24 protein-coding genes are annotated in these 24,419 nt (G+C 67.8%); 10 read left to right on the top strand and 14 right to left on the bottom strand.

Translation table 11 applies throughout. From position 1 onward, the window contains the following. Window positions 1-73: 73 nt before the first annotated feature. Window positions 74-1,336, bottom strand: a complete 1,263-nt coding sequence (locus tag ERC79_RS17920) for a hypothetical protein (RefSeq protein WP_131579765.1) — start codon at window positions 1,334-1,336, stop codon at window positions 74-76. 276 nt (window positions 1,337-1,612) lie between these two features. After that, the gene (locus ERC79_RS17915; protein ID WP_131579764.1) at window positions 1,613-3,244 is read right to left on the bottom strand and encodes a fatty acyl-AMP ligase; all 1,632 of its coding nucleotides are present in this window, start codon (window positions 3,242-3,244) and stop codon (window positions 1,613-1,615) included. Window positions 3,245-3,443: 199 nt separating this feature from the next. On the opposite strand from ERC79_RS17915, the gene ERC79_RS17910 reads away from it, so the two are divergent. From ERC79_RS17910 to ERC79_RS17885, 6 genes are all read left to right on the top strand, one after another. Then, window positions 3,444-5,123, top strand: a complete 1,680-nt coding sequence (locus ERC79_RS17910; protein ID WP_131579763.1) for a peptide chain release factor 3 — start codon at window positions 3,444-3,446, stop codon at window positions 5,121-5,123. Further along, the gene (gene pnuC, locus ERC79_RS17905) at window positions 5,123-5,788 is read left to right on the top strand and encodes a nicotinamide riboside transporter PnuC (protein WP_131579762.1); all 666 of its coding nucleotides are present in this window, start codon (window positions 5,123-5,125) and stop codon (window positions 5,786-5,788) included. Before ERC79_RS17910 ends, pnuC begins: the two co-directional genes overlap by 1 nt. A gap of 45 nt (window positions 5,789-5,833) precedes the next feature. Then, complete coding sequence (locus ERC79_RS17900; protein ID WP_131579761.1) at window positions 5,834-6,697, top strand: LLM class F420-dependent oxidoreductase; 864 nt, start codon at window positions 5,834-5,836, stop codon at window positions 6,695-6,697. A gap of 108 nt (window positions 6,698-6,805) precedes the next feature. Then, the gene (locus ERC79_RS17895) at window positions 6,806-7,219 is read left to right on the top strand and encodes a hypothetical protein (protein ID WP_131579760.1); all 414 of its coding nucleotides are present in this window, start codon (window positions 6,806-6,808) and stop codon (window positions 7,217-7,219) included. Window positions 7,220-7,241: 22 nt separating this feature from the next. Then, window positions 7,242-7,943 carry a response regulator transcription factor gene (locus ERC79_RS17890; RefSeq protein ID WP_131579759.1) on the top strand — a complete coding sequence of 234 codons (702 nt, stop codon included), beginning with the start codon at window positions 7,242-7,244 and terminating at the stop codon, window positions 7,941-7,943. After that, a complete protein-coding gene (locus tag ERC79_RS17885) occupies window positions 7,940-9,244 on the top strand; it encodes a HAMP domain-containing sensor histidine kinase (protein WP_131579758.1) in 1,305 nt (434 codons plus the stop codon). Before ERC79_RS17890 ends, ERC79_RS17885 begins: the two co-directional genes overlap by 4 nt. Here ERC79_RS17885 and ERC79_RS17880 read toward each other — a convergent pair. The 7 genes from ERC79_RS17880 to ERC79_RS17845 form a co-directional block, all read right to left on the bottom strand. After that, the gene (locus ERC79_RS17880; protein WP_131579757.1) at window positions 9,220-10,242 is read right to left on the bottom strand and encodes an enoyl-CoA hydratase/isomerase family protein; all 1,023 of its coding nucleotides are present in this window, start codon (window positions 10,240-10,242) and stop codon (window positions 9,220-9,222) included. The genes ERC79_RS17885 and ERC79_RS17880 overlap by 25 nt on opposite strands. 253 nt (window positions 10,243-10,495) lie before the next feature. Further along, complete coding sequence (locus ERC79_RS17870; RefSeq protein ID WP_165497163.1) at window positions 10,496-10,942, bottom strand: VOC family protein; 447 nt, start codon at window positions 10,940-10,942, stop codon at window positions 10,496-10,498. Further along, a complete protein-coding gene (locus ERC79_RS17865) occupies window positions 10,903-11,385 on the bottom strand; it encodes a nuclear transport factor 2 family protein (protein WP_131579755.1) in 483 nt (160 codons plus the stop codon). The genes ERC79_RS17870 and ERC79_RS17865 overlap by 40 nt, the downstream gene beginning before the upstream one ends. 112 nt (window positions 11,386-11,497) lie before the next feature. Further along, window positions 11,498-13,300, bottom strand: a complete 1,803-nt coding sequence (locus tag ERC79_RS17860; RefSeq protein WP_131579754.1) for an ABC-F family ATP-binding cassette domain-containing protein — start codon at window positions 13,298-13,300, stop codon at window positions 11,498-11,500. Next, window positions 13,300-14,235, bottom strand: a complete 936-nt coding sequence (locus ERC79_RS17855) for a 4-(cytidine 5'-diphospho)-2-C-methyl-D-erythritol kinase (RefSeq protein WP_131579753.1) — start codon at window positions 14,233-14,235, stop codon at window positions 13,300-13,302. The genes ERC79_RS17860 and ERC79_RS17855 overlap by 1 nt, the downstream gene beginning before the upstream one ends. A 62-nt stretch (window positions 14,236-14,297) precedes the next feature. Then, window positions 14,298-15,041, bottom strand: coding sequence for an ABC transporter permease (locus ERC79_RS17850; RefSeq protein WP_131579752.1), 744 nt, complete (start codon window positions 15,039-15,041; stop codon window positions 14,298-14,300). A gap of 59 nt (window positions 15,042-15,100) precedes the next feature. Beyond that, the gene (locus ERC79_RS17845; RefSeq protein WP_242676626.1) at window positions 15,101-16,081 is read right to left on the bottom strand and encodes an ATP-binding cassette domain-containing protein; all 981 of its coding nucleotides are present in this window, start codon (window positions 16,079-16,081) and stop codon (window positions 15,101-15,103) included. Between the two features lie 100 nt (window positions 16,082-16,181). Here ERC79_RS17845 and ERC79_RS17840 point away from each other — a divergent pair, with 100 nt between their 5' ends. Continuing rightward, complete coding sequence (locus tag ERC79_RS17840; RefSeq protein WP_131579751.1) at window positions 16,182-17,150, top strand: YafY family protein; 969 nt, start codon at window positions 16,182-16,184, stop codon at window positions 17,148-17,150. On the opposite strand, the gene ERC79_RS17835 is transcribed toward ERC79_RS17840, so the two are convergent. Beyond that, window positions 17,135-17,617 carry a nuclear transport factor 2 family protein gene (locus ERC79_RS17835; protein WP_242676625.1) on the bottom strand — a complete coding sequence of 161 codons (483 nt, stop codon included), beginning with the start codon at window positions 17,615-17,617 and terminating at the stop codon, window positions 17,135-17,137. The genes ERC79_RS17840 and ERC79_RS17835 overlap by 16 nt on opposite strands. Window positions 17,618-17,772: 155 nt before the next feature. After that, window positions 17,773-17,976: a cold-shock protein gene (locus ERC79_RS17830; protein WP_031940068.1), complete on the bottom strand. Its 204-nt coding sequence runs from the start codon at window positions 17,974-17,976 to the stop codon at window positions 17,773-17,775. A gap of 327 nt (window positions 17,977-18,303) precedes the next feature. On the opposite strand from ERC79_RS17830, the gene ERC79_RS17825 reads away from it, so the two are divergent. The 3 genes from ERC79_RS17825 to ERC79_RS17815 are packed head-to-tail and all read left to right on the top strand — an operon-like array spanning window position 18,304 to window position 21,712. Further along, on the top strand, window positions 18,304-18,513 hold the full coding sequence (locus ERC79_RS17825) for a heavy-metal-associated domain-containing protein (RefSeq protein ID WP_131579750.1): 210 nt from the start codon (window positions 18,304-18,306) through the stop codon (window positions 18,511-18,513). Window positions 18,514-18,521: 8 nt separating this feature from the next. Then, window positions 18,522-19,454 carry a hypothetical protein gene (locus ERC79_RS17820; protein WP_131579749.1) on the top strand — a complete coding sequence of 311 codons (933 nt, stop codon included), beginning with the start codon at window positions 18,522-18,524 and terminating at the stop codon, window positions 19,452-19,454. Continuing rightward, on the top strand, window positions 19,454-21,712 hold the full coding sequence (locus ERC79_RS17815) for a heavy metal translocating P-type ATPase (protein ID WP_131579748.1): 2,259 nt from the start codon (window positions 19,454-19,456) through the stop codon (window positions 21,710-21,712). Before ERC79_RS17820 ends, ERC79_RS17815 begins: the two co-directional genes overlap by 1 nt. Window positions 21,713-21,731: 19 nt before the next feature. Here ERC79_RS17815 and ERC79_RS17810 read toward each other — a convergent pair whose 3' ends face one another. The 3 genes from ERC79_RS17810 to ERC79_RS17800 form a co-directional block, all read right to left on the bottom strand. Then, complete coding sequence (locus tag ERC79_RS17810) at window positions 21,732-22,208, bottom strand: hypothetical protein (protein WP_242676624.1); 477 nt, start codon at window positions 22,206-22,208, stop codon at window positions 21,732-21,734. A gap of 134 nt (window positions 22,209-22,342) precedes the next feature. Then, window positions 22,343-23,254 carry a 16S rRNA (adenine(1518)-N(6)/adenine(1519)-N(6))-dimethyltransferase RsmA gene (gene rsmA, locus ERC79_RS17805; protein WP_131579747.1) on the bottom strand — a complete coding sequence of 304 codons (912 nt, stop codon included), beginning with the start codon at window positions 23,252-23,254 and terminating at the stop codon, window positions 22,343-22,345. A 29-nt stretch (window positions 23,255-23,283) separates the two neighbouring features. Beyond that, entirely contained in the window at window positions 23,284-24,411 is a 1,128-nt protein-coding gene (locus ERC79_RS17800) for a resuscitation-promoting factor (RefSeq protein ID WP_131579746.1), read from the bottom strand. Between the last annotated feature and the right edge of the window lie 8 nt (window positions 24,412-24,419).

Genomic DNA, 24,419 nt, shown 5'->3' with positions numbered 1-24,419 from the left:
CGACAACGGAATCCCCGCAGGTGGCCGGGATGACTGAAACGCGGGTGCGGCGATGCGAGGAAGCGGTTTCCGGTCAGCCGAGGACGCGCCGGGAGTTGAATGCAATAGCCACCAACCCCAACCCGTACACAGCGGCCGCCCCGAGAACAAGACCCACCGAATGCCCAACCGGGCCAGTGAGACCAGCCGCGACACCCAGCGCAGCACAGAACGCCACATTGAATACTGTGTCCTGCAACGCGAACACCCGCCCCCGGCGATCATCGTCGATCTCGATCTGCACCGCCGCATCACCCGTCAGCTTCACCGTCTGACCAGCAAACCCCAGCAGGAACGCCCCCACCAACAACAACGGCTGCCACAACGACGCCACCACAACCACCTGCACGACAGTCGCGAACACCAAGGCGACAACGACCGTCCGAGACCGTCCCAGAACAGGAATCAACCACGGCGTCGACAGAGCCGCACACAGCATGCCCGCCGCCGTCGCCCCCACCGCAACGGTCAAACCGGCAAGGCCACCCGACAGTGCACCACCGACATCCGGCCCACGCAGAACCAACACCATGACCAAGGTGTTGACACCGAACACCATGCGATGAACGCCGATTCCGATCATCGCCGTCGTCACACCAGGCGCCCGCCACACCGCAGACACCCCGGTACGCAACCCGGACACAACCACCGCGGCCGCACCCCGTCCCGCAACCACACCGGTACCATCGCCCGCCGCCGGACCGAGCACCCGATGCCCGAAACCACTGACGATCCACGCACCGATCACCGACGCGACAGCGCCCAGCGACACCGCGACACCGGAGCCGAAGTCCCCCTCACCGACCACCCCGATCACCACGACGGCGACACCCGCACCTGCCGCCGAGAACCCCGATCCCACCGTCGCAAGCACCGAATTCGACGGCACCAACCAACTCTGCTGCACCACATGTGGCACAGACGCAGACACACCCGCGAGGACGAAACGACTGACACCGATCACCACCAACGCCGACAACAACAGCAGCGTCTCCCCCGCACCACCGAACAACAGCATCGCGACAACGACGATCAGACAGCCCCGCAGCACATTCGCCCACAACAAAACCGATCGACGATCCCACCGATCCAGCAGAGCACCCGCGAACGGACCGATCACCGAATACGGCAACAGCAGCACCACGAAACCGGCAGCAATCGCAAGCGGCTCCGCCTCCCGCTCCGGATTGAACAAGATCGCCCCACCCAGGGCCGCCTGGAACAACCCATCGCCGGCCAGCCCAACAAACCGGACCGCTGCCAGACGACCAAGGCCCGGCGACCGCCGCAGCGTCATTCCGACAGCCGTCCATCCCGGCCGCCTCGACGAAGCACCCCGGCCACGCCCACCCGACGCCCCGTCGAGCCACCCACCCACGGATCCCTCACCACCGAGATCCTCAGCACACAAGGGCTTCTCGCCAAACCGGAGAGACCACCGGGCCGTCATCGAACTTCCAGCTCAGGACTCATGCTCAGCAAGGTAGCAGGAGCTAGCTTGCTGAGCAATATACCTTCCAGTGCGCCACCTCTACCCTGACCGCGAGAGCGAAATCCTGCTTCGCCCTGCCGACTACCCCAGCAATGACACCGACGTCGACCGCCGCAGCTTGCCGGATGAGGTCTTGGGGATACTCCCAGGGCCGAGTACTGCCACGGTCCTCGGCCGCACCCCAACCTCCGAGACGACCGCGTGTACGACCTCGCGCTCGATCCGCTTCACCTCTTCGGGATCGCCAATTGCATTGGTTTCCACAGCAACTGCGAAGCTCTCGCGCTTCTGACCGGCGTCCAATCTGATCGCGACGGCGTTGCCGGGACGCACCCCCCTCACCGACCCGGCCGCGCGCTCGATGTCGGTGGGATAGATGTTCCGGCCGCCCATGATGATGACATCCTTGACGCGCCCGCAGACCACGACGAGTCCGTCCTCGGTGAAGTACCCGACGTCGCCGGTGTTGATCCAGCCGTCGGCGTCCTGCGTCGGCTCCGGACCGTTCACCGTCAGATATCCGGGCGTGACGGCCTTTCCACGTAGTTCGATGATTCCGACTGCACGGCGGGGCAATTCGAGACCATCCCGTGCGACGACGCGACCTTCGAGACCCGGCACCAGCGGACCCAAAGTCGGGAGTGCGCGCGCATTGTTTCGGTTGGAGGGCACCGCCATGCCGCCGGACTCGAGCAGATCTGGATCTACATGGTCGAGAACCATCCCCTGCCCCGGTTCCGGGACCGACACCGCGAGCGTCACCTCCGCCATACCGTAGGTCGGCGCGAGCGCCATCGGATCCAGGCCGAATCGCGCACCGGCCTCCGCGAGCGCAATCATGGTGTCCGGGTCGACCGGTTCGGCACCGTTGAGCAGGCACCGCATGGTGGACAGGTCGTACTCGCGCTCGGGTGCCTGCGCCAACCGGCGGGCCAGCAGCGAGTACGCGAAGTTCGGTGCCGCGGTGACGGTTCCACGGTACTTCCCCATCAGCTCCGCCCACAGCAGCGGCGAGTTCAGGAAGTCCAGCGGCGTGATGTGGACGGTGGTGGCACCGATCTGCATCGGAACGGTGAGGAATCCGATCATGCCCATGTCGTGGAACAGTGGAAGCCAGCTGATCATCACGTCCTGCTCGGGATTGACCTTGACGCGGTCGATCATGGAATAGGCGTTGGCGTAGAAGTTCCCATGAGTGAGCTGGACCGCTTTCGGAGATCCGGTGGAACCGGACGTCAACTGCTGCAGCGCGATATCGGTTTCGGCGGTCTCCACCGGGGCGATGTCGTGGCCGCCGCGCATCTCGTCGATCGTCACGACCTTGACGCCCCGCTCGACCAGCAGCGGCGTCGCCGCCTCGAACGGCGCTCCGACGATCACCGCGGCTGCCGTGACCATCCCGATGATCGTCTCGGTGTCCTGCGCCCACACATGCAGGTCGGTGCGTGGCGTCGGCTGATGAAGCATCGTCACCGATGCACCGCGCATCCATGTCGCCTGGCAGGCCGGAGCAATATCGGCAGGCATTCCGGCGAGCACACCGATCGCGTCGCCGTGCCCGATGCCGGCGTCTGCGAGGGCCCCGGCCATGCACCGGGCCTGCCGATGCACCTCGCCCCATTCCTGGCGCAGCGGGGCATCGGGTTCACCCGTGATCAGGGCCTGCGAGCTGGTCGCGGCCGTGGCATACATCTCGTCGGTGAACTTGCTCATCGCAACTCCTGCCGGTCCCTGTCGGGACATTACGACTGCACCCCCGGTTCCCGACACGTTTGTCCACAAGCGGTGCCGACCTGTTACCCCGTCGGCGGTGCCGACCTCACTCGCGCGCAGAGCCCGCGTACCCTGGTATCGGTTTCTCACCACCTTGTAAAGTCCGGATTCCGTTCACGAACCTGAGAGGCTCACCCCGTTGACTACCGCGCCCGACTCGGCCGAGCTCACCCCTGCCGAGACGGCGTCCTCCACCGCTGCTGGCCCGAAGTCGCTGTCGACGGAGGCCGCGCGACGCCGCACGTTCGCCGTCATTTCACACCCCGACGCTGGTAAGTCGACGCTCACCGAGGCCCTCGCGCTGCACGCGAAGATGATCTCCGAGGCCGGCGCCGTCCACGGCAAGGCGGGACGAAAGGCCACGGTCTCCGACTGGATGGAAATGGAGAAGGCCCGCGGCATCTCGGTCTCCTCCACGGCGCTGCAGTTCAACTACCACTCGGAGGAGTCCGGCGACGACGTCGTCAACGTCGTCAACCTCGTCGACACCCCCGGTCACTCCGACTTCTCGGAGGACACGTACCGCGTGCTCACCGCAGTCGACGCGGCCGTGATGCTGATCGACGCGGCCAAGGGCCTCGAGCCGCAGACGCTCAAGCTCTTCCAGGTGTGTCGCCACCGCGGCATCCCCGTCATCACCGTGATCAACAAGTGGGACCGTCCGGGCCGCACTCCGCTCGAGCTGCTCGACGAGATCAACGAGCGCATTGGCCTGACCCCCACTCCCCTGTACTGGCCGGTCGGTATCGCCGGCGACTTCCGTGGACTGCTGCGCCGCGGGGAGGACGGAGTTGCGCAAGAGTACGTCCGCTTCACCCGCACGGCGGGCGGCGCCAAGATCGCTCCCGAGGAGCGGCTCACACCCGAGCAGGCCGTCGAGCGCGAGGGCTCGGAGTGGGAGACCGCGGTGGAGGAGAGCGAACTGCTCTCGGCAACCGGGCAGGACCACGATCAGGAACTGTTCCTCGCGGGGCAGACGTCCCCGGTGATCTTCGCGTCCGCGATGCTGAACTTCGGCGTCCGGCAGATTCTCGACGCACTCATCGCGCTGGCCCCGCCGCCGGCCGCCCGCGACGACATCGCCGGCAAACCGCGTCAGGTCACCGACCCGTTCAGCGCGGTCGTGTTCAAGGTCCAGGCCGGTATGGACACCGCGCACCGCGACCGTCTCGCATTCATGCGCGTCGTGTCCGGCGTGTTCGAACGCGGCATGGTCGTCACGCACGCTCAGACCGGTAAGCCTTTCACCACCAAGTACGCTCTCACCGTCTTCGGCCGCGACCGAACCACCGTCGAGAACGCGTACCCCGGCGATGTCGTCGGACTCGTGAACGCGAACGCACTGGCTCCCGGCCACACCCTGTTCAGCGACAAGAAGGTGGAGTTTCCGCCGATCCCGTCTTTCGCGCCCGAGCACTTCTCGGTGCTGCGCGCCGAAAGCGCCAGCAAGTACAAGCAGTTCCGCCGCGCCGTCGATCAGCTCGACTCCGAGGGCGTCGTGCAGATCCTGCGCAACGACATCCGCGGCGACGCTTCACCCGTCATGGCGGCCGTCGGCCCCATGCAGTTCGAGGTGGTGGCCGCCCGGATGATGGCCGAGTTCAATGTCGAGGCCCGGATGGAGCCGCTCGGCTACGCGCTCGCCCGCCGCACCGACGCCGAGTCCGCTGTGGAGCTGGGCCGCCAGCGTGGAGTCGAAGTCTTCACGCGCTCCGACGGTGTCATGCTGGCTCTCGTCAGCGACAAGTGGCGACTGCAGTACATCCAGAAGGAACTGCCGGAGCTGACGCTCGAACCGCTCGTGGCCGCAGCCGACTAGTGAGCGTTCTCCAGACCCTGTTCGACGCCGAACTCCACATCGGTGACGCCACTATCCTGTGGCGCGAGATCATCGGGAACTCGTTCGGTATCGCGTCCGCGATCGGCGGCATGCGACGCGTCGTGTGGGCCTGGCCAGTGGGCATCATCGGCAACGCACTGCTGTTCACGGTGTTCATGGGCGCGCTGTTCTACACCCCGCAGGACCTCAACCTGTACGGGCAGGCTGGACGGCAACTGCTGTTCATCACCGTCAGTGTCTACGGCTGGACGCGGTGGGTTCAGTCCCGGCACGACTCGGGCAAAGCGGTGCTGCCGCACTGGGCGTCCACGCGGCAACGGATCGCGATGGTCACCACCATGGTCATGGGCACCGTCGTGTTCGCTCAGGTCTTCGGGATGCTCGGCTCGTACGGCCGGTGGGCCGAGGCATGGATCTTCACCGGATCGATCCTCGCCACCTACGGCATGGCCCGCGGCTGGACCGAGTTCTGGATCATCTGGATCGCCGTCGACGTGGTCGGCGTCCCGCTGCTACTGAAGGCTGGCTTCTACCCCTCGGCAATCCTGTACCTGCTGTATGCCGGATTCGTGGTGTGGGGCTTCGCGGTGTGGCTACAGATCCAGCGGCGATCCACGGCCGAGTCCGTCGTCACCGCAGCCTGACCCCGTACCAGGAATGAACCACCGGCCGGTCCGGTTGCAGCCGGTATGGCACAGGACACAGCAGAGCCCCTGAACCTCGGCGCGTTCGGCGTCTGGCGTCACGCGTTCGGCCTGACCCCCGAGGTAGGCGAGGAGATAGAGCGGCTCGGCTTCGGCACCATCTGGGCCGGCGGATCCCCGCCCGCAGACCTGGCGGTGATCGAGGACCTCGTCGCCGGCACCGAGACGGTCACTGTCGCGACGGGGATCGTGAACATCTTCGCCGCGCCCGCCGGCGAGGTCGCGCGCTCGTACCACCGGATCGAGGCCCGGCATCCCGGACGCTTCGTCCTCGGCATCGGTGTGGGGCACCCGGAAGTTCCCGGCATGGGCGCCGAGCGGCCGTACGACGCCCTCGTCCGATACCTCGACGCCCTCGACGACGCGGGTGTTCCGGTGCAGCGGCGCATGCTCGCCGCGCTGGGCCCGAGGGTGCTGAAACTGGCTGCGGACCGCTCGGCCGGCGCCCATCCGTATCTGACGAACCCCGAGCACACCCGGGAGGCGCGCGAGGTGCTGGGCCCGAACGTGTTGCTGGCCCCGGAGCAGAAGGTGGTGCTGGATACCGACACGGACGCCGCACGCACCGTCGGGCGCGCAGCCGTCGAGAACCCGTACCTGCACCTGCGCAACTACCGGCGCAACCTCGAACGGCTGGGCTACCCGGCCGAGGAACTAGACCACGGCGGCAGTGACCGCGTCATCGATGATCTTGTCGCACACGGCGATACGACCACCATCGCACGGCATCTCACCGAGCATCTCGACGCGGGCGCCGATCACGTTGCGATACAGGTACTGCCGATGGCCGCAGATCCACTGCCGGCGTTGCGGGAACTCGCTGCGGCGCTGGGGATCGTGCGTACGTAACTCTCTCACCAACCCCTAAGACTTCGCTAACGGGTACCGAGTTTTTCGGCCATAACTTTGCTGGTGTCGGGGCCACCGGGGCGTCGACACCGAGCGAGGAGTCCGATCATGACCAAGTCCCGCATCAGCCACACCACGCGCCGGCGAGCGGCCGTCGCCGTCGCGAGCATCGCCGCGGCCGGTGCCCTTGCCGTGCCCGGCGTCGCCTGGGCCCAGAACGCCATCCCCGCAGGCTCGCCGTCGGTCGTCGCTCCCGCCGCAGCCGCAGCGGCAGGTACTCCAGCCACAGCGGTCACCCCGGCCACCGAGACCGCGCCGGCCGTCGTCGATCCGGGTTGCTCGGTAACGGCGACACGCCTGTCGGACGAGGAGATCCATAAGCAGATCGCCGACGGCGCGCTCGGTGGCCCCATGGTGATCGAGCCCGGCGACGTGACGCTCGGGGAGAGCGTGTCCCGAAATTATGTGGCCGAGAACGAGACAGGGGACGCTGCGAGGACGATCGCGGCACGGAACTGCTGAGCGTTCTCGGAGTACGGGCACTATGGACCGAGTGACCGATAGCGCCCGCATCCTGCTCGTCGACGACGACCCGAAGGTCCTGTCATCCCTCACACGGGGGCTCCGTCTGTCCGGTTTCGAACTCGAGACCGCACTGGACGGAGTCTCCGCGCTCCGTGCCGTGACAGCGTCGAACCCCGACGCGATCGTGCTCGACGTCAACATGCCGGGGCTCGACGGGGTGAGTGTGGTGACGGCGCTGCGAGCAATGGGCAACGAGGTGCCGATCTGTGTGCTCAGCGCACGCAGCACGGTCGGCGACCGGATCGCGGGCCTCGAGGCCGGTGCCGACGACTACCTCACCAAGCCCTTCGAACTCGGCGAACTCGTGGCGCGGCTGCGGGCACTGCTCCGCCGGGCGCCGCGCACCCCCGCGCCGACGGGGATCGTCACCGTCGGCGCCCTCGAGGTGGACCTGCCGGGCCGACGCGTCCACACGAGGGGTGAACGCGTCGAGCTGACCAAACGCGAGTTCGACCTGCTCAGCGTCCTCGCCGAGAACGCGGGGATCGTCCTGAGCCGGGTGCAACTGCTCCGTCTGGTGTGGGGCTACGACTTCGACGCGGACACCAACGTCGTCGACGTCTTCATGACGTATCTGCGAAAGAAGTTGGAGGCCAACGGGATGCCACGCGTGCTGCACACCGTGCGAGGGGTCGGATTCGTTCTGAGGGAGCAACCGTGAAGAGACGTCGCCGCTCGCTGTCCTTGCGGGCCCGGGTAGCCCTGGTCTCCGCTCTGGCCGCCGCGATCGTCATCGCCGCGATCGGATTTGCCTTCGCGGTATTCCTGCGGGTCAACGGCTCCGAACAGCTCGATCGCACCCTCGACTCGGTGTCGCTGAGCATGGCCACCGACCCCGCTGCCTCGGCCGACAACACCGTGGCTCCCGTTCTGCCCGAGGACCTCAGCCCACAGGTCGTGCAACCGACGGCCATCGCCGCCGACCCGGTCCGCGCGACCACGATCGGCGGCACCGCAGTGCGGGCGAAGGACGTCCCGATCAATGGAGCCATAGGCCAGGTGGTCGCTGTCTCGGTTCCCGAGGATCCGATGAGTCGCGCCATCCGGGAACAGCAGTGGCAGGTTGCCGGTGTCGCCCTTGCTGCAATCGCGGTGGCTGCCGGGCTCGGCTGGTTGCTGGCCGGCCGCGCGGTTCGGCCGCTGCAGCGCCTCGCGGCCGCGACCCACACTGTCGGTGACGAACTACCCGCCGCACTGCCCGACATCCGCGGCGCCCGCGAAGCCGAGGAACTCTCCGACGCCCTCTCCCGCATGCTGGATCGAATCAGCAAGGCCCGCAGTCGCACCCAGGAGGCTCTCGGGGCGGCGCGGGACTTCGCAGCGGTATCCGCGCACGAGCTGCGCACGCCGCTGACCGCGATGCGCACCGACCTCGAGGTGCTCACCACACTGCCGCTCACAGAGGAGCAACGGACCGAGATCCTGCGCGAGGTGCTCGCGACGCAACGACAGATCGAGGCGACGCTCACCGACCTCGAGCGGCTCGCGGTGGGCGAACTGTCCGACGCCACCGACCACGAGGACCTCGACCTGGCGGAACTCGCCGATCGCTGCGTGCAGGAGTTGGCCCGCCGACTACCCGACGTACAAATCGAACTGAACTCCCCACCCACGGTCAGCGTTCGCGGCATTCCGTCGGGACTGCGCCTGGTCCTCGAGAACGCGGTCACGAACTCGGTACGGCACGGGCGCGCCGAACGGATCCGGATCACCCTCGTTCACAGCGACTCTCAGGGAGCGGTCGTTGCCGTCGACGACGACGGTATCGGCATTCCCCAGCACGAGCGTGCCCCACTGTTCGAACGGTTCGTGCGCGGATCGTCCGCCGACCCCGAAGGATCCGGACTAGGGCTCGCCCTGATCGCACAGCAGGCAGCGCTGCACGGCGGACGGGCCGAACTCTCCGACAGCCCGCTCGGCGGGACGCGCCTGCTGATCTACCTCGCGGCACGGCCCGCCTGAACGAACAGGGCTTCGATCAGGGTCGGATCGACGCCTGCGAGAGTGTCCGGCGACCAGCGCGGGTTGCGGTCCTTGTCGACCAGCACCGCTCGTACACCTTCGATGAAGTCGTGGCTGCGGGTGATCTCTGCACCCAACGCCAATTCCATTGCCAGACACTGTTCGAGCGTGAGTGCTGCGCCGCGGCGGATCAGCTCCGCGGTGACCCACAAGCTGGTGGGTGACAGGCTCGTCAGCGCACCTCGCGTACGGACAGTCCACTCGTCGTCGCCGGTGAGCCTCGCGACCATCTCCGGGACCGTTCCCGACCCGAAGACTCGGTCGATCTCGGCCATCCGGGCCGCCAGATCGGAGACGGGCGCGTCCTGCACATGCTTGCCGAGCGCGGCCTCGATGTCGCCGGTGCGCAGGTCGTCGGCAAGCTCCGCGAGACGCTCACTCGGCACGAAGTGGGTAGCCAGGCCAGCGGTGATCGCGTCCGCGGCGGACGCACGGGCACCGGTGAGCCCCAGGTACATTCCGGTGGCCCCGGTCAAACGCGGCAGGAAGTGGCTGGCCCCGATGTCAGGGAAGAAGCCGATCGCGGTTTCGGGCATCGCGAGCGCCGCCCGCTCGGTGACCACCCGGACCGAGCCGTGCACCGAAATCCCCAGACCGCCGCCCATCGCGTGCCCGTCGATGAGCGCGATGTACGGCTTGGGGTACTCCGCAATGAGCGCATTGAGCCGGTACTCGGAGGCGAAGAACTCATGGACCGCCGCATGGTCCCCGTCGAGCGAATCCTGGCGCACCGTCTTGATGTCACCGCCGGCACAGAACGCACGGTCGGATGCACTCGTGACGAGCACCGCTTCGATCGTCTCGTCGTCGCGCCACTGCAGCAGCGGGACGTACATGTCGCGGATCATGCTCGCGTCCAGCGCATTGAGCGCCTTCGGCCGGTCCAGCACGATTTCTGCGACCGCTCCGTGCACGCGGGTCTGGATGTACGACGTCATCGAGTTTTCCTCCACTCACCTCGAACAGGTCACGGCCCCAGCGCGTCACAGTCCCAGCCCCCGACACCGGGGCGTTGCCGGTACCGCACCCGCAGGTGCCGTCGGCCCGGATCCGCATGTCAGAACTCGATCGTTTCCGGGACCGGACACCAAGCCTGCCAGGTCGACGAGACGAACACCGGATCGGGCCTCACATGGATCCAGCTGCGGGCATCGGGCAGGGGCTCCGGGGCGGGACGGTCGCGCCGTGACCCTATGCGCCGGCAGTCTCCTTCATCGGCCCCGACAGCATCCACCGGTGTCCGAACGGATCGATCAGAGTCGCGTTGCGACGGCCGTGGTTCTCCGAGATCCATCGCTCGACCGTGCCGCCGGCATCGTGCGCCCGCTGGAGCACCGCATCGGTGTCGTCCACAGGGAGCATCAGGCTCACTGAAGTCGCGCCCGCCTCAGGTGCGGTCAGCCCCATCTCCGGAAACTCCTCGGCCAGGTAGATCAAGCCGGTCTGCAGACGCAGCTCCACGTGCCCGATCCGGCCGTCGTCCATCACGATCGGTTCCCCGAGCACCTCGGCCCCGAAGACCCTGCGATACCACTCGACGGCGTCCCGCGCGCCCCGCACCGTCAGGTACGGCACTGCGCCCGACGCTGGGAAACCGGTCACGGCATCATCCCCGGAGGGGAGCCGATCAGGGCCCATCGGTTGGACGTCAGACGGAAACTCGGCACGTCCGCGAGCGAGTACACCGACTCGTAGGTGCGCTCGTATGCCGTGTGTGCGATGCGCCAGCGACCGGCACCGTCGCGTGCATACCGATCCTGGTAGAAGGCGGCGCCATGCATCAGCATCTGATCGCCCGGGATCACGACCGTGTCCGACAGGTACCAGATACCGGTCGCGGTATCGCCGTTCACCTCGATCTCGGGGTGCCCGCAATGGTGCTCGGTGATGACGTGCGGCCCGAGCGTGTCCTGCAGGAACGACACGAAGGCGTCCCGCGAATCGAATCGCAGGTGCTCGGCGTACGTCGCCGTCACTTCGGGTAGCAGGGTCTCCGTGAACTCGGCCCAGGACTTCGTGTCGAGCGCGCGCACGTATCGATACTTGAGCCGACTGATCTCGGCTATCGCCTCCAGGTCCACGATCCTGCCCTCCACACGCCGCCGACCCGCCTCGTGCGTTCGGTATAAGTGCAGGCTAATCGCCTCTGCGGCGGTGTGGGGCGGGTAGCGGAATTATCGTTGGCGCACCGTGTCAGTCGAACTCGGCCGCCAGCTCCATCCACCGCTCCTCGGCGGCTTCCTTCTCCGCCACGACATGCTTGAGCTCGGCATCGAGGGTCATCAGCTTCGCCTGTTCCGTTGCCGCCTCGGCGAGCTGTGCGTGCAGCTTCGCCTCGCGCTCGTCGAGCTTGGCGATCGCGCGCTCGAGCCGCGACAGCTCCTTGCGGGCCGCCCGATCGGCAGCGCCGTCGCGGTCCGCCGACCGGGAACCGGCGGAAGCGGCGGCCCCCACTCCTGAAGCCACCGACTGCGCAACGTTCTCGGGCTTCCGTGCCAGCACCGCGCGCCGACGGAGATACTCCTCGATGCCACCGGGAAGGTTGGTCAGCTTGCCGTCACCGAACAGCGCCCACGTGGTGTCACAAATGCGCTCGACCAGGTACCGGTCGTGCGAGATGACCACCATCGTGCCGGCCCAGCCGTCGAGCAGATCCTCGAGCTGCTGGAGAGTGTCGATGTCCAGGTCGTTCGTGGGCTCGTCGAGCAGCAGCACGTTCGGTTCCGCCATCAGGACGCGGGTGAGCTGCAGACGACGGCGCTCGCCACCGGACAGGTCACCCACCGGGGTGCGCTGGCGCGCCGGCGTGAACCCAAGCCGCTCCGCGAGCTGACCGGCCGAAATCTCCTTGTCCCCCAGCGTGATTCGCTCGGCGACATCCTTGACGGCGTCAAGCACCCGCATATTTGTCGGCAGGTCGTCGAGCTCCTGGCGCAGCCACCCGATCTTCACCGTCTGGCCCTGGATCCGCTTGCCCGACGCCGGCTCGAGCTCGCCCGCGAGTGTGCGCAGTAGCGTCGTCTTGCCGGAGCCGTTGACGCCGACCAGGCCGACACGCTCGCCCGGAGCGAGACGCCACGTGAGGTCGTGGACCAACTCGCGGCCGTCCGGGGTGGTGAGCTTGGCGTCCTCGATTTCGATGACGACCCGGCCCAGGCGGCGCTTCGCAAACGACGCGAGCGCGATGCTGTCGCGCGGAGCAGGAACGTCGGCAATCAACGCCTCAGCGGCCTCGACCCGATACTTGGGCTTGGACGTCCGGGCCTGCGGGCCGCGACGGAGCCACGCGAGTTCCTTGCGGGCGAGGTTCTGCCGGCGCTCCTCGGCGGCATCCGCCTGACGGGAACGCTCGGCCCGCGCGAAGATCCAGTCGTTGTAGCCGCCCTCGTAGCTTTCGACCTTGCCACCCACCACCTCCCACGTCCGGTTGGCGACCGTGTCGAGGAACCAGCGATCGTGGGTGACGACAACCAGAGCGGAGCGCCTCGAAACGAGGTGTTCGGCGAGCCACTGCACACCCTCCACGTCGAGGTGGTTGGTGGGCTCGTCGAGTACCAGCAGATCCAGGTCCTGGACGAGCGCCGCGGCCAGTGCGACGCGGCGGCGTTCACCGCCGGACAAGCCGTCGACCTTGGCGTCCAGGCCCAGGTTGTCGATGCCGATCCCCGCGAGGATGCCGCGGATCCGCGCGTCGCCGGCCCACTCGTGGTCGGCGACGCCGAGCGGCCCGAGCACGACCTCACCGACGCTGGAACCCTCCGGGAGCACTCCGCGCTGGGTGACCACGGCCATTCGCAGGCCACCGACGCGGCTCACGCGCCCCTCGTCCGGGCTCTCGACGCCCGCTAGGACCTCGAGCAGCGTGGTCTTGCCGCCGCCGTTGAGGCCGACGACGCCGATGCGCTCGCCCTCCTGCACACCCAGCGAGACGGAATCGAGCAACGGCTTGATGCCGAAGGACTTCGAAACCTGCTCGAGATTGATCAAATTCGCCATCAGTGGCGTCCTTCCGGATCAGGGTCGATCACGCGGGCGCCGGGCACGGGCCCGCTCGCGACACGCACGGTGCGGCAGACGCCGGCACCGGAAAGTTCTGCCCCCACCTGCACGGCGGACTCGGCGTCCGCACACAGGAATGCACACGTCGGACCTGAGCCGGACACGATGCCCGCGAGGGCTCCGGCAGTCACCCCGGCGCGCAGGGTCCGGCGCAATCCGGGGGCCAACGACAGCGCCGCGGCCTGCAGGTCGTTGCCGAGCAGGGGCGCCAGCGCGGCGGCGTCGCCCGTGGCCAGGGCGTGCATCAGATCCGCGACATCCCCGACCCGCGGCGGCGCACCCTCCGACCGGAGCCGGTCGAGCTCCCGAAACACCGTCGGTGTCGAGAGCCCGCCCTTCGCGAGCGCGAGCACCCAGTGAAACGTGCTGCGGGAAAGCACCGGAAGTAGCTTCTCGCCCCGTCCGGTGCCCACTGCGGTGCCGCCGTGCAAAGAGAACGGCACATCACTGCCGAGTCGCGCGGCGAACCCATCCAGCTCGTCGCGGCTCAGGCCCAGCCTCCACAACTCGTTGAGTGCAACCAGTGCCGCGGCCGCGTCGGCGCTGCCGCCGGCCATGCCACCGGCCACCGGGATGCCCTTGTCGATCGAGATCTCCACGGCGGGGGCGATACCGGCCTCGGCGGCAAGGATCTCGGCCGCCTTCCACACCAGATTGGTGCGGTCGGTGGGTACCGACGCCGCGCCCTCGCCGCGCACTCGGACCGTGAGCGTCTCGGCCGGTACCACCGAGAGATCGTCCGTGAGCGACAACGCCTGAAAGACCGTGCTCAGCTCGTGATAACCGTCCTCGCGCAGATCACCGACGGCCAGGTGCAAGTTGACCTTGGACGGGGCCCGGACGGCGATGGGACGAGGAACGACGGAAAGCACAAGTTCCAACAATAGGCGCTCGGCACGGCCTGGCGAAAACGCACCTCAGACGCTACTTCCGCCTACCGCACCGCGCGGACGCCCACACCGATTCCCACGGCCGCGACGGTGACCGCGGCCACCACCCCCGACAACACCGTTCCGGACGCGAGATCCCCGGCGAACAGCGCCCGCTCCGCGTCGACGACATAGCCGAGTGGGTTGATCGCAACCAGCGCCCGCATCCAGCCCGGGGCGTCGTCCAACGGCAGCATCGTCCCGGACAGAATCAGCATCGGGAACATCAGCGTCTGCTGCACCACCCAGAACATCCAGTCCTGCTCGCGCACCGCGAGCGCCAGCGCGTACGACAGCGCACCGAGCCCGATACCGAACACCCCCAGCAACAGAACGCCCACCACGGCCCCGAGCGCATCGACGTCCAGCCCCAGCGGAAGCGCCACCAGGATGATCAGAACCGCCTGCGCCGCAAGGGGAACCATCTCCTTCCACGCCCGGCCGATCAGCAGCGCCGAGCGGTGCAGCGGCGTGACCAGCATCCGTTCGTGTGAACCCTGCTGCATCTCCATCAGCAGGTTCGACCCGGTCATGGACGTGCCGAAGATCGCGATCATCACCAGTACCCCGGGAATGAACCAGTTCCACACTCCCTCCCCCATGCCGGGGACGCTCTCGAGCAGCGGACCGAACAGGGCGAGCAGAATCAGCGGTTGCGCGAGACTGAACACCACGCTCACCGGGTCGCGCAGGGTGGGACGCAGTTCGCGGACCATGACGATGCCGCTGTCGCGGACGATGCCGGACATGAGGGGACTCCTTGTGCTGGTTCGAGGACGGGTTCGAGTCGGTGACGACGATGCGGCGTTCACGCGACGGTGCTGGTCTCGCGCAGGCTGCGACCGGTGAGGCCGAGAAAGACGTCGTCAAGGGTGGGCCGGTCGATCTCGGCGGTCGCGACGTGCAACCCGCGCGCCTCGGAGATACGGAGGAACTCGGGCAAGGTCGCGTCGCCGGCGCTGGTCCGCACGTGCACCGAGGTTCCGGACACGGTCACCTCGCGGACCGTCACCAGCGTCCCGGCCAGCCGGGACGCCTCGAGCGCGCGTTCGGAATCCGCGAATCCCACCGTCAGCAGATCGCCGGCCAGCTCGGACTTCAGGGCCGGCGCGGTGTCGTCGGCGATCACCGTGCCCCGGTCGATGACGATCACCCGTTCGGCCATCGCGTCGGCCTCTTCGAGGTAGTGCGTCGTGAGCACGATCGTGGTGCCCATCTGCTCCCGGAGCCGCAGGATGTGCTCCCACAGGTTGGCCCTGCTCTGCGGGTCCATGCCGGTGGTGGGTTCGTCGAGAAACAACAGCGGCGGCCGGTGGACCAGGCCCAGAGCGATGTCGAGGCGCCGGCGCTGACCGCCCGACAGCGTGCTCACCTTCCTGGTGGCAAGGTCGGCGAGGTCGAGCGCCGCCAGTAGTTCGTCGGCCCGGATCGCGGACGCCGTCTTCGTCATCGCGTAGCAGAGCCCCTGGGTCACCAGCTCGTCCCGCACCCGCTGGTTGTGCCCCGCCCCGCTACCCTGCCCCACGTAGCCGATTCGGCGACGAACCTCGTCGCGGTCTGCGGTGACGTCGAATCCCGCGACGCTTGCCCGGCCCGACGTCGGCGCCAGCAGCGTCGTCAGCATCCGGAGCGTCGTCGACTTGCCGGCACCGTTGGGTCCGAGCAGCGCCACCAGCTCACCATCCGCGACCTCGAGATCGACGCCCACGACGGCGTCAACCGTGTTCTTGCCCTGCTTGAAGCGCTTGGTGAGCGCCTCCGTGCGGATCATCGCGTGCGTGGTCTGCATCGTCCCTGCTTCCCCGTTTTCGTGGTTCGTACCCGGTCGCCACGAAACTACGAGCAATTGCGGACACCTACGGTCCTCGTTGAGTGCAAGGCTGGGCCACATGAGGGAAACATCGGCGCGACTGCTGAGACTGCTGTCCCTACTCCAGACCCGACGGGACTGGTCGGGGCAGGAACTGTCCGAGCGGCTCGACATCACCCCGCGCACGGTGCGCCGCGACATCGACAAGCTGCGCAGCCTCGGCTACCCGGTGGATGCGACGGTCGGGATCGGCGGCGGGTACCGGCTGGGTGCGGGCGCCGAGATGCCGCCGCTACTGCTCGACGACGACGAGGTCCTCGCCGTCGCCCTCGGCCTGCAGTCCGGCGCCACCGGATCGGTCGTCGGGATCGGTGAGTCGTCGCTGCACGCACTGACGAAGCTGCGTCAGGTGATGCCGTCGCGTCTGCGACACCGGCTCGAGGCGCTGCAGGTCGATGTCGTCGAACGCGAACCGGTACGGAGCGCTGTGGACGCAACCGTGCTGTCGGCGATCGCGTCGGTATGCCACAACCACGAGCGACTCCGGTTCGACTACCGCTCGCACGACGGCAGCGAGACCCGTCGCGAGGTGGAGCCGTACCGCCTCGTCCGCTCCGGGCTGCGCTGGTACCTGGTGGCCTGGGATGTCCTGCGCGAGGACTGGCGCTCGTTCCGGGTGGACCGGATGGAACCCAAGATTCCCACCGGCCCCCGATTCGCGCCCCGGGAGCTCCCCCCGGGCGGAGCCGCCGAGTTCGTCGCCCGCGGCGTGAACCGGGTGGCCACCCAGGCCCGCGCGCGGGTTCTGCTCCACGCGCCGATCGAACAGATCGCACCGATGGTCGACGGGTCCTGGGGCACGCTCGAGGACGCGCCGGACGGTCGGTGCATCGTCTCGCTCGGCGGCAGTTCCATATCGTCGATCGCCCGCTGGCTCAGCGCCTTCGACGTCGACTTCACGGTGCTCGATCCCGAGGAGTTACGAGTCGAATGCCGGCTCAGGGCCGACCGACATGCGCTGGCGGCCGAGCGCTACCGCGGAGCCTGACCGGGCACGTCCATCCACATGCCGCCGACGTCGTTGCGAATCCATTCGACGACGATCCGCCGGTCGGCGATCGCCCACCGGTTTTCACGCCGCTCGAACCGGTCGAGGTAGCGCAACCACACCGTCAGGAAGTTTCGCTGAGGGTTTCCGGCGTCCGCGGCACTGGTGTGCTGGGCCATCACGTAGGTCTCGGTGTCGGCGGTGTCTCGGTCCGGGTCACCGGACAGTTCGATGAGCATGTTCCCCACGAAATGGAAGGTGCGGTCGAACAGACCGAAGCCGGCCGGGTCCCCGAGGAACTCCATGAATTCATCGACCCCGCCCTGATAGAAGGGGGCGTAATCGTTGTGCGCGTCGGCGAAGAAGCATGCACGCACGGCATCCCAGTCCCGGCGATCGACGCTCCGGTAGTACCGGTGCAGGACGTCGCCGATCTCGGCACGATCGGAGAGTTCGTCGGGTGTCACGTCGATCCTTCTTGTCGCACAGCAGGGTTGACGCACCCTACTGCCGGAAGCGCCTGCCGTGCAGGCGATCAGGACGGAAATGCGAAGCGGGGCCCCACTCCGTAGGAGTGGGGCCCCGCTCACGTCAATCTCCGGCTACGCGGAAACGCGAGTCGTCAGACCGCGGTGACGTCGGTGGCCTGCGGGCCCTTGTTGCCCTGGCCGACCTCGAAGCGCACGCGCTGATTCTCTTCGAGCGTACGGAAGCCGTTGGTCTGGATGGCCGAGTAGTGGACGAAGACGTCGGCGCTGCCGTCGTCGGGCGCGATGAAGCCGAAGCCCTTTTCAGCGTTGAACCACTTCACGGTGCCTTCTGCCATGTTTCTTCTTCTCTCATTGTAAAGGTGTGAACTCAGGAACCCGATCTTCTGGGAACCCGGGCCGGCGTCACACGGCAACTTCATCGACTTCTCGACAGAGAGAGAATCCGTCACCCGCAACTTCAGGATTTGCGAGCGTGGAACAACACAAACACAAAAACTACGACCACTTCAAGTGAACCACAGCCCACCGGGTTACGCCCGTGGCCCCACCCCCGGCGTGGCGTAGATCTCTCACGAACACTTGCACTCAGTACCCCCTAGGGGTATCTTTCGATTAGTCCGTTACCCGCACGGGGTAGTGGTACCAATTCTCGAGGAGCCACCATGAGCACCGCCCAGTACACCGTCACCGGAATGACCTGCGGACACTGCGTGGCCTCGGTCAAGGAAGAAGTCGGCGCCATCAGGGGCGTCTCCGATGTAGCCGTCGACCTCCAATCCGGCCGGCTGACCGTTACCTCCGACACCCCGCTCCCCGAGGCAGCCGTCACCGCGGCCGTCGAGGAAGCGGGATACACCGCCCAGCCGATCTGAGGATTTCGATGCGCACGTCCACCACGCTCATTGCTTACGCCGGGGGACTCGCAGTGGTATTCGCTGCGGCCCTCGGCGTGGGCGCCGTCACAGGAAGCCCCATCGACACGATGAGCACACATAGCGACGACCACGGGGCGGCAGCGCCCGCGGACACCACTGGCCCGGCTGCCCCGGCCGGCCTCCAGGTCTCCCAGGACGGTTACACGCTGAGCGAGATCACCGCCCCGGGTGGACCGGGCGAGCCCGGCACATTGAGCTTCCGCATCCTCGACGTGCGGGGCGAGCCGGTTCGGGAGTACGACGAACTGCACGAGAAGCAACTGCACCTGATCGTGGTGCGCGCTGACACCTCGCAGTTTCGCCACGTCCACCCCACGCTCGGCGCCGACGGCACCTGGTCCACCGACTGGACCTGGCCCACCGGCGGCACCTACCGGGTGTTCACCGACTTCCAGGCCACCGGCGCCCCCGCCCAGCTCACGCTCGGACGCAACGTCGACGTCACCGGCACGTTGACGCCCGCACCGCTGCCGAACACCTCCCGCACCGCGAACGTCGACGGCTACACCGTCACACTCGACGGCGATCTGACGACCGCTGGCGGCCCACTCACACTGAGGATCGAGCGCGACGGCGTCCCGGTCACCGACCTGGACCCGTATCTCGGTGCATACGGCCATCTGGTCGCACTCCGCACCGGCGATCTCGCCTATCTGCACGTTCACCCCGAGGGCGAGCCTGGCGACGGCGTCACCGCCCCCGGCCCGGACGTCACGTTCCACGCTCAGGCCCCGAGCGCCGGAACCTACCGGCTGTTCCTCGACTTCCAGCACGACGGCGCCGTGCGCACGGCCGAGTTCACCGTCCCGGTAGGGACCGCTGCCGAGCACGCCGGTGCCGTGACCGCCCCCACCGCCACCCACGAAGGAGGGCACTGATGACCACCCCCGATCTCGTCACGGGCCGTAGCGACACCGTCGAGCTCGCGATAGGCGGGATGACGTGCGCCTCCTGCGCCTCGCGGATCGAGAAGCGCCTCAACAAGATCGACGGCGTCACCGCGACCGTCAACTACGCCACCGAAAAGGCAAAGGTCACCTTCGCCGATTCGGTCGGAACCGACGATCTGGTCGCGGCAGTGCAGAAGGCCGGTTACACCGCGACCCTGCCCACGCCCCCGACCATCGACGAATCCGGGGACGCAGAGGATCCGCGTGATCGTGAACTCGCCTCACTGCGCACCCGACTGATCGTCTCGACCGTGCTGTCGGTTCCGGTAATCGCGATGGCGATGGTGCCGGCCCTGCAGTTCACCAACTGGCAGTGGCTCTCGCTCACCCTCGCCGCACCGGTGATCGTGTGGGCGGGCCTGCCGTTCCACCGCGCCGCGTGGACCAACCTGCGGCACGGTTCCGCCACGATGGACACGCTCATCTCCCTCGGCACATCGGCCGCGTTCCTGTGGTCTCTGTATGCGCTGTTCTTCGGCACCGCCGGAAACCCCGGCATGACGCACGCCTTCGAGTTGACCATCAACCGGATGGACGGCGCCGCGAACATCTACCTCGAGGTAGCGGCGGGCGTCATCACATTCGTTCTCGCCGGACGGTACTTCGAGTCCAAGTCGAAGAGGACCGCCGGCGCGGCCCTGCGCGCCCTGCTCGAGCTCGGCGCCAAGGAGGTCTCGGTGCTGCGTGACGGGGTCGAATCCCGCATTCCCGCAGACCAATTGCAGGTCGACGACCTGTTCGTCGTCCGTCCCGGAGAGAAGGTCGCCACCGACGGCGTCGTCGTCGAGGGCAGCTCCGCTGTCGACATGAGCATGCTCACCGGCGAGTCTGTGCCGGTCGAGGTCGGGGTGGGCGACGATGTCGTGGGCGCCACCGTCAACGCCGGCGGACGGCTCGTCGTCCGGGCTCGCCGCGTCGGCAGCGACACCCAGCTGGCGCAGATGGCCGCACTCGTGGAGGACGCCCAGAACGGTAAGGCCGATGTCCAGCGTCTCGCCGACCGCATCGCGGGCGTGTTCGTCCCGATTGCGATCGCAATCTCCGTTGCCGCCCTGGGCTACTGGATCGGAACCGGTAACCCACTGCAGATGGCGTTCACGGCCGCTGTCGCGGTGCTGATCATCGCGTGCCCGTGCGCGCTGGGGCTGGCCACCCCGACCGCGCTGCTCGTCGGCACCGGGCGCGGCGCCCAGCTAGGCGTTCTGATCAAGGGTCCCGAGGTGCTCGAGACCACCCGCGGTGTCGACACGATCGTGCTCGACAAGACCGGCACCGTCACCACCGGCAAGATGACCCTCGTCGACGTGGCGACCGCCGCCGGTGTCGATCGCGACGAGGCGCTACGTCTGGTCGGCGCGCTCGAGAACGCGTCCGAGCACCCGATCGCCCAGGCGGTTGCCGCCGGTGCCGCATCAGAAACCGGAACCCTGCCCGGTGTGGAGGATTTCGTCAACGTCGAGGGCAAGGGCGTGCAGGGCGTCGTCGACGGCCACGCCGTGATCGCCGGCCGCGAGAGCCTGCTCGCCGATTGGTCGCAGCACCTGCCGGCAGATCTCGCCGAGGCCAAGCGAGATGCCGAGAAACTCGGGCAGACCGCGATCGCGGCCGGCTGGGACGGACAGGCGCGCGCCGTATTCGTCGTCGCCGACGCGGTCAAGGACACCAGCGCCGATGCCGTCCGACGGTTCAAGGACCTGGGCCTGACACCCATCCTGCTCACCGGAGACAACGAAACCGTCGCCCGCACCGTCGCCGCACAGGTCGGCATCGACACCGTCCTCGCCGAGGTGCTGCCCGGCGACAAGGTGGATGCGATCAAGGACCTGCAAGCGCGCGGCAAGGTGGTCGCGATGGTCGGCGACGGCGTCAACGACGCCGCGGCGCTCGCACAGGCCGACCTGGGACTGGCGATGGGCACCGGCACCGACGTGGCCATCGAGGCCAGCGACATCACCCTGGTCCGCGGCGACCTCAGGTCGGCGGCCGACGCGATCGAGTTGTCGCGCAGGACGCTACGCACCATCAAGGGCAACCTGTTCTGGGCCTTCGCCTACAACGCGGCGGCGATCCCGCTGGCCGCGGCGGGGCTGCTGAATCCGATGCTTGCGGGTGCGGCGATGGCGTTCTCGAGCGTGTTCGTCGTCAGCAACAGCCTGCGGCTGCGACGGTTCGCACCGTCACGGTGAGCTCGGCTCCTTGCGTCGGCTACAGCGGACGAACCGTCTGAGTGCACACCGTGAACTGCCGTTCGGCGTAGACGAATCCGCCCTCCGCGCACTGCTTGGCATCCGTGGTGCCCTCGACGATCTCGACGGCACGCTCGATACCCGGCGCGTGAGGGTCGGCGCAGTCCACGCGCTGCGGTTCGCCCTCGCCGTCGGGCACGCTCATGCAGCCACCCATCACCCAGTCGATATCGAGACACAGGGCGCCGCGCTCGCTGCCCCACTCGGTCTCGTAGTAGACCTGGTCGACATCCGATGGGCACTGCGCGTTCCTGGCCGCCTTGGCAACAACCTTGAAGTTGGATTCGTTGCTGCCACAGGCCGCTGCGTCGATCGTCGCGGCGTCGTCGGTGCCACCCAGACGCACGCAGTCACCGATCTCGACGTCCAGATCCACCGATCCGCCACGGTCGCTCCCCTTCGTGGCATCACCCGAGGCGGTCGGCGTGCCCGCCACCGACCGCTCCCCGGCGATCATCCACTGCGATAGCGGACACCATTGTGGTCGAAGAGACCGATCGGCACGAATCGTGGTGACCGGCTACCCCGGTCATGTACCGAATCGATTGCACCGAGCGAAAGTCGGAACGCCTAAGCAGATCCGGGCACCGCAGCCAGCCGCACGAACGCCGCTGCGTCCAGCGTCTCGCCACGCATCGACGGCTCGATTCCCGCGGCAACGAGACGGCGTTCGGCCTCGGACGGCGAACCCGCCCAGGCGGCGAGTGCGGCGCGAAGTGTCTTGCGGCGCTGCGCGAATGCCGCGTCGATCACTGCGAACACCTTGCGTCGATGGTCCGCATCGATCGGCCACGGAGCCTCGTCGTAGCGATCCAGACGCACGAGACCGGACTCTACCTGCGGCACCGGCCAGAACACGGCGCGTCCCACATGGCCGGCACGCTTGACCGACCCGAAGAAGTTGGCCTTGACGCTCGGCACGCCGTACACCTTGTTGCCCGGTACCGCCGCGAGGCGATCCGCGACCTCGGACTGCACCATCACCAATGCGGTGCGCAGGCTCGGGAACTCCGAGAACAGGTGCAGCAGCACCGGAACGGCGACGTTGTACGGCAGATTCGCGACGAGTGCGGTGGGCTCGGCGGGCACGTCGCCCGGCATCACCCGCATCGCGTCGGCGCCGACGACAGTGAGCCGGTCCGCCAGCCCCGGCGCACGATCGGCGACCGTCGCGGGCAGCCGCGCCGCGAGTTTGGGATCTATCTCGACGGCGACGACCTTGTCGACGACGTCGAGCAGTGCCAATGTCAAGGAGCCGAGTCCCGGACCCACCTCGAGAACCGTGTCCTGCGGTCCGACACCGGCGGACGCGACGATGCGGCGCACCGTGTTGGCGTCGTGGACGAAGTTCTGTCCGAGCTGCTTGGTGGGGCGCACCCCGAACTCTTCGGCGAGGGCGCGGACCTCGGCGGGCCCCAGGAGGGCGGCCTGTCCTCGCGAATGACCAGGGGCTGGTACCGGGTTGTTCGAAGCGTCTGACACCTGGAGAACCTAACGCACGCGGCAAACGGTCAACGCAGGCCCAACCTGCTGGTGCACGAGGGCCACGCACCCCAGCCCTGCGTCTGCTGCGTCCGGCTGGCGATCGCGATCTGTTCCTCGCGGGTCGCGAGATCGGCGCGGGGCGCGTACTTGAGCCCGCCCTGACGCTCCCACGTGTTCTGGTCGAACTGGACGCCGCCGTAGAAACCGTTGCCTGTGTTGATCGCCCAGTTACCGGTGGCCTCGCACTGCGCGAGCGCGTCCCACGTGGCGCCGTCGCGTACCGGCGGCACCTCGGTGCCCGGCTTGGCGCCCACTCGGACGACCTTCGGCTGTGCCGGGGTCGTCACGGCGGTCCCGACCGGCTTGCGGCTCGTCTCGATGCCGTTGACGGTGGTGACCTCGTACGTGACGTCCGCGACGCCGGCGACCCCCGGATTCTCCACGACGGTGCGGCTCATGTTCATCGCCGGATCCTCGATGCGCTCCTCCGGCGGCGCGACCGGTTCGGTGATCACGCGGGTCTCGACACGACCGCGGGTCACGGTGACCGCCATACCGTCGGTGAGCGGGGTTTCCGGCGCCGGTTCGACGGTGTCGGCCTGCTCGAGCGGGGTGCCCTTCGCTGCGAGGAACTCCCCCACCGTCGGGGCGGCCAGGCGCACGTCGACCGGAGCGGCGGCGCCGTCGACCAGTTTCACCGTGCGCGGGTTCAGCACGTCGAGGTCCGCACCCTCGAGCGGCAGTCGTTGCGACCGCGATGCCGACACGTGCACGTCGCCTGCGAGCCGGAACTGGTCGAGTGCCTCGTCGACGGTGAGGGCCGTCGTCCACAAGGTGCGAGGTTCACCGTCGACCGTGAGCGCGACCTCACGGCCGCGGCGCAGCACCACGGTGTCGCCGTCGTCCAGACCCGAATCCGCCGCGGGGGCAACCACATCGTGCTCACCCAGCGAGTAGCCGGCGGCAGCGAGCACGCCGTTGACGTCGGACGACATCGTGCCCACGCTGACCAGTTCGCCGTCGACGTCGACGGTCACCGTCTTGTGCTGGGCGATGGCGATGCCACCGCCGGCCGTGAGTGTCACGAGGGTCGCGGCCACCACGGCGTACAGGACGGGTGAACGACTCGAGTTGATCTTCGACAGCGGCGACATCGGAATTC

It is taken from the genome of Rhodococcus sp. ABRD24 (assembly GCF_004328705.1).
Taxonomy (GTDB): Bacteria; Actinomycetota; Actinomycetes; order Mycobacteriales; family Mycobacteriaceae; genus Prescottella.
Note: the sequence above shows the minus strand (reverse complement) of the source record. Positions and strands in the feature narration are given on the sequence as shown.